This is a genomic window from Hydrogenophaga sp. GW101-3F08, assembly GCF_059424585.1.
Genome location: NZ_JBWKZP010000019.1, coordinates 1 through 4,541, shown reverse-complemented (window position 1 = coordinate 4,541; position 4,541 = coordinate 1). Strand labels below are relative to the sequence as shown.

The following is a 4,541-nucleotide window of genomic DNA, read 5'->3' as shown; positions in this document are numbered from 1 at the left end:
CAGCGGGTGACGGACATCATCGGCGAGATCACGGCGGCGGCGGGCGAGCAGAGCGACGGCATCGGGCAGGTCAACACTGCGGTGAACCAGCTCGACCAGATGACACAACAGAACGCCGCCTTGGTCGAACAGAGCGCGGCAGCCGCCGAGAGCCTGAAGGACCAGGCCTCGCGCCTGTCCCAGGTGGTGCAGGTGTTCCGCATCGATGGCGCCGCCCCCCCGTCCTCGGGAGCCGCCCGATGAATGCCCACGCGGCTGGGCCCCTGGCTCTGGGGGTGGTCCGGGCCGCGGCGGCCTGTCGAACACCGCGGCACCGGGCGCGCGGCACTCGCTACTTTTTTTTCATTGACGATCCGGAGCTTTTGTCATGGGACTTCAATCTTTGATGCGCTTGTTTTCGATCCGCCTGCGCATGCTGGCGGCCATCGGTGTGGTGCTCTGTCTGCTGGGCATCGTGGGCGGGGCGGGCCTGTGGGGCATGACGCGCCTGATCACGATCAACCACACGTTCGTGGGAAATGCCTTCGAGGAGACGCTCGCGCTGTCGCGCCTGAAGGTGGCGATGGGCGACCTGAGCCGTTACGAGAAAGACATGGTGATCCAATACGAATCGCCCGAGCAGCTCTCGCTGGCCAACATGCGCTGGGAAAAGGCCCGCGATCAGCTGCGCAAGGACATCGCGCAGATGCTCGAGGGCGAGGAAGACACCGACAACCAGGCGCTGCGCGACATGGACAAGCGCCTGGGCGAGTACGTGACATCGGTCGAGCCTGTGGTGGCGCAGATCAGGGACGGTAGCTACGACAGTGCCACCGTGGCCAACCGCATGCTGGCCAAGGCGCATGACCAGTACAAGGTGTTGCTCGGCGACTTGCAGACGATCGAAAAAAGCATCATGGCCGAAGCGGACCGCCTGAAGGCCGAGGAGCAGAGCGCCAGCGACCAGACCATGGCCCTGTTTGGCGTGGCCGTGGCGCTGGCCGCGCTGGTGGTGGTGCCCACCACGCTGGCCAACATGCAGAGCATCTGCAAACCGCTGGATCAGGCCCAGCGCGTGGCCGAGGCCATCGCCCGTGGGGACCTGACGCAGAACATCACCGGCACCGGCAAGGACGAGGTTTCCGCGCTCATGCGGGCGCTGGGGGGCATGCAGGCGTCGCTGGTGCGCATCGTGGGCGAGGTGCGCAGTTCCACCGACAGCATCGGCACCGCCAGCGCCGAAATCGCCTCGGGCAACCTGGACCTGTCCACCCGCACCGAGCAGGCCGCCAGCAGCCTGCAGCAGACCGCCAGCAGCATCGAGCAGATCAACGGCACGGTGCGCCAGAGCGCCGAGGCCGCGCGCCAGGCCAGCCAGATGGCGGTGGCCAACGCCGAGGTGGCCGAACGCGGTGGCCGCGTGGTCGGCCAGGTGGTGGCCACCATGGACGAGATCAACCACAGCAGCAAGAAGATCAACGACATCATCGGCGTGATCGACGGCATCGCCTTCCAGACCAACATCCTGGCGCTCAACGCCGCGGTGGAAGCCGCACGCGCCGGTGAGCAGGGCCGGGGCTTCGCTGTGGTGGCCGGCGAGGTGCGCAACCTGGCCCAGCGCAGCGCCGAAGCAGCCAAGGAAATCAAGGCGTTGATCGGCGCCAGCGTGGACCGGGTCGACGCCGGCAGCCGGCTGGTGGCCGAGGCGGGCAGCACCATTGGCGAGATCGTGGCCAACGCCGAGAAGGTCTCGGCCTTCATCAACGACATCACCACCGCCGCGAACGAGCAGGCGCAGGGCATCGGTCAGGTCAACACGGCGGTCGGCCAGCTCGACCAGATGACGCAGCAGAACGCCGCGCTGGTCGAACAGAGCGCGGCCGCGGCCGAGAGCCTGAAGGACCAGGCCACCAAGCTCGCCAGCGTGGTCGCCACATTCCGGCTGGACACCGAGAGGGACTCTGTATGAACACGCTCATCAACGCCATGCGCCGTTTCCGCATCCGCACCCGCCTGATCGGCATGCTCGTGCTCATGCTGGCCATGGTGTGCCTCGTGGCCGCGACCGGCGTGCTGTCGATGTGGCAGCAGAGCCAGCGCACCGACCGGTTCATCACCCGCTCGCTGCAGCGCGCGCATGCGCTGAGCGACGTCAACCGCCAGGTCGGGGACGTCAACCGGGCGGAAAAGGACATGATCATTTACTACGACGACCGCATCACCCTCAACCAGCACCGGGACCGCTGGACCGCGGCGGTGGCGGCGGCGCAGAAGCAGCTGGAGGCGATGCGGGCCGACGCGAACGACCGGGAAGCGCCGCTGCTCGACGAGGCGCTGGCGCGCTTGACGGCCTACGCGAAGGCGACCCAGCAGATCGTGCTGCAGGTGGAGGACGGCGCGTACGACAACAGCCACACGGCCGACAAGATGCTGGGCAACGCCAAGGAGCACATGCGCGCGCTGGACGCCACCTTGCTCAAGACCGCCGAGGTGCTTGACGCGGACGCCGCCGAGGCGCGCACCGCGCGCGAGGACGGCGCGGCCCAGGCCACTTTGCTCAACCTGGGCGTGCTCGCCGGGGTGGGCCTGCTGCTGGTGCCGTTCACCTGGCTCAACATGCGCAGCATCTGCAAACCGCTGGACCGGGCGCGCGAACTGGCCACGGCCATCGCCGCGGGCGACCTGACGCACCGCGTCGACGAGGGCGAAGGGCGCGACGAGACCGCGTCGATGATGGAGGCCCTGCGTTCGATGCAGACCTCGCTGCAACAGACCGTGGGCCAGGTGCGCAGCGCCACGGACAGCATCAACACGGCCTCGGCCGAGATTGCCTCGGGCAACCAGGACCTGAGCGCACGCACCGAACAGGCCGCGAGCAACCTGCAGCAGACCGCGGCCAGCATGGAAGAACTCACCAGCACGGTGCGCCAGAGCGCGGACGCCGCGCGCCAGGCCAACCAGCTCGCCTCCAGCGCGGCCGAGATCGCCGCCCGCGGCGGCCAGGTGGTCAACCAGGTGGTGGCCACCATGGACGAGATCAACCACAGCAGCAAGAAGATCAACGACATCATCGGCGTGATCGACGGCATCGCCTTCCAGACCAACATCCTGGCGCTCAACGCCGCGGTGGAAGCCGCACGCGCCGGCGAACAGGGCCGGGGCTTCGCCGTGGTGGCCGGCGAGGTGCGCAACCTCGCCCAACGCAGCGCCGAAGCGGCCAAAGAGATCAAAGGCCTGATCGGCGCCAGCGTGGACCGGGTCGACGCCGGCAGCCGGCTGGTGGCCGACGCGGGACAGACCATGAGCGAGATCGTTGCCAGCGTGCAGCGGGTGACGGACATCATCGGCGAGATCACGGCGGCGGCGGGCGAGCAGAGCGACGGCATCGGGCAGGTCAACACGGCGGTGAACCAGCTCGACCAGATGACGCAGCAGAACGCCGCCTTGGTTGAGCAGAGCGCGGCAGCCGCCGAGAGCCTGAAGGACCAGGCCCGGCAACTGACCCACACGGTGGCGACGTTCCGGCTGGCCGCTGCCTGACATGAATATGGATTGGATACCCGGAGAAACACGATGCTGGATTCACTGAGCTTTCGCGGAAAAATCGCCCTGCAGATCCTGGCGGCGGTCGTGGGCATTGCCCTGATCGGTCTGTTGTCGGTCTACCAGTTGCGCCAACAGATGGGCGAAGGCCGTCGCGACCAGCTGGTGGCGGCGGTGGAGTCCGCCCACGCGATTGCACAAGGGTTTCGCGCGCAGGCCACGGCCGGCAAGCTGAGCGAGGCGGCGGCCCAGGAGGCGGCCAAGGAAGCCATTCGTCTGGCGCGTTACGGCAAAGAGGGCAAGGAGTATTTCTACATCTGGTCCACCGAGGGCGTGGGGGTGATGCACCCCATCAAGCCGGAGTGGGCCGGCCAGAACATGGTCGGCAAGGTGAAGGACGGCGAGGGGACGGACGTCATCGGCGCCCTGGTGAACGGCATGAAGAACGGCAGCAACGGCCGCGCCTTTGTGCACACGAACTTCCCCCGCCCCGGCAGCACGGTGCCCGTGCCCAAGCTGCAGTACATCATCCAGGTCGATGGCTGGAACTGGATGGTCGGATCGGGTCTGTACACCGACGACCTGGACGCCCAGCTCATGGCCGCCACCCTGGGCAACCTCGCGGTGGGCCTGGCGGTGCTGCTCGTGATCGGCGCTGTGGGGTGGGCCACGCTGCGCAGCGTGATGCGCCAGATCGGTGGTGAACCGGCCCAGGCCGTGGCCGTCATGCGGTCCGTGGCGGCGGGCAATCTGGCGGTCGAATTGCCCAAGGTGGTGCCCGGCAGTCTCCTGGCGGCGGTGGGGGAGATGGTCGCTTCGCTGCGCCAGACCGTGACCCAGGTGCGGCAGGCCAGCGACAGCATCGGCACGGCCTCCCAGGAAATTGCCACCGGCAACCAGGACCTGTCCACCCGCACCGAACAGACGGCCTCCAACCTGCAACAGACCGCGGCCAGCATGGAAGAGCTCACCAGCACGGTGCGCCAGAGCGCGGACGCCGCGCGCCAGGCCAACCAGCT

General features: G+C 67.9%; 3 protein-coding genes and 1 pseudogene. All 4 read left to right on the top strand.

All coding sequences use genetic code 11. The annotated features are described in order from the left end of the window. A pseudogene (locus AC07YZ_RS25395) lies at positions 1 to 243 on the top strand (methyl-accepting chemotaxis protein); the annotation flags it as partial. Between the two features lie 124 nt (positions 244 to 367). Further along, positions 368 to 1,948 carry a methyl-accepting chemotaxis protein gene (locus AC07YZ_RS25390; RefSeq protein WP_319004776.1) on the top strand — a complete coding sequence of 527 codons (1,581 nt, stop codon included), beginning with the start codon at positions 368 to 370 and terminating at the stop codon, positions 1,946 to 1,948. Continuing rightward, entirely contained in the window at positions 1,945 to 3,519 is a 1,575-nt protein-coding gene (locus AC07YZ_RS25385; protein ID WP_494796778.1) for a methyl-accepting chemotaxis protein, read from the top strand. The genes AC07YZ_RS25390 and AC07YZ_RS25385 overlap by 4 nt, the downstream gene beginning before the upstream one ends. Positions 3,520 to 3,552: 33 nt before the next feature. Then, positions 3,553 to 4,541, top strand: a 989-nt coding sequence (locus AC07YZ_RS25380; protein WP_494796777.1) for a cache domain-containing protein, incomplete at its 3' end; no start/stop codon positions are given.

Bases quoted from the DNA above. Each gene is read 5' to 3' on its own strand.
- AC07YZ_RS25390 (WP_319004776.1), top strand. From the start codon at position 368: ATGGGACTTCAATCTTTGATGCGCTTGTTTTCGATCCGCCTGCGCATG.
- AC07YZ_RS25385 (WP_494796778.1), top strand. From the start codon at position 1,945: ATGAACACGCTCATCAACGCCATGCGCCGTTTCCGCATCCGCACCCGC.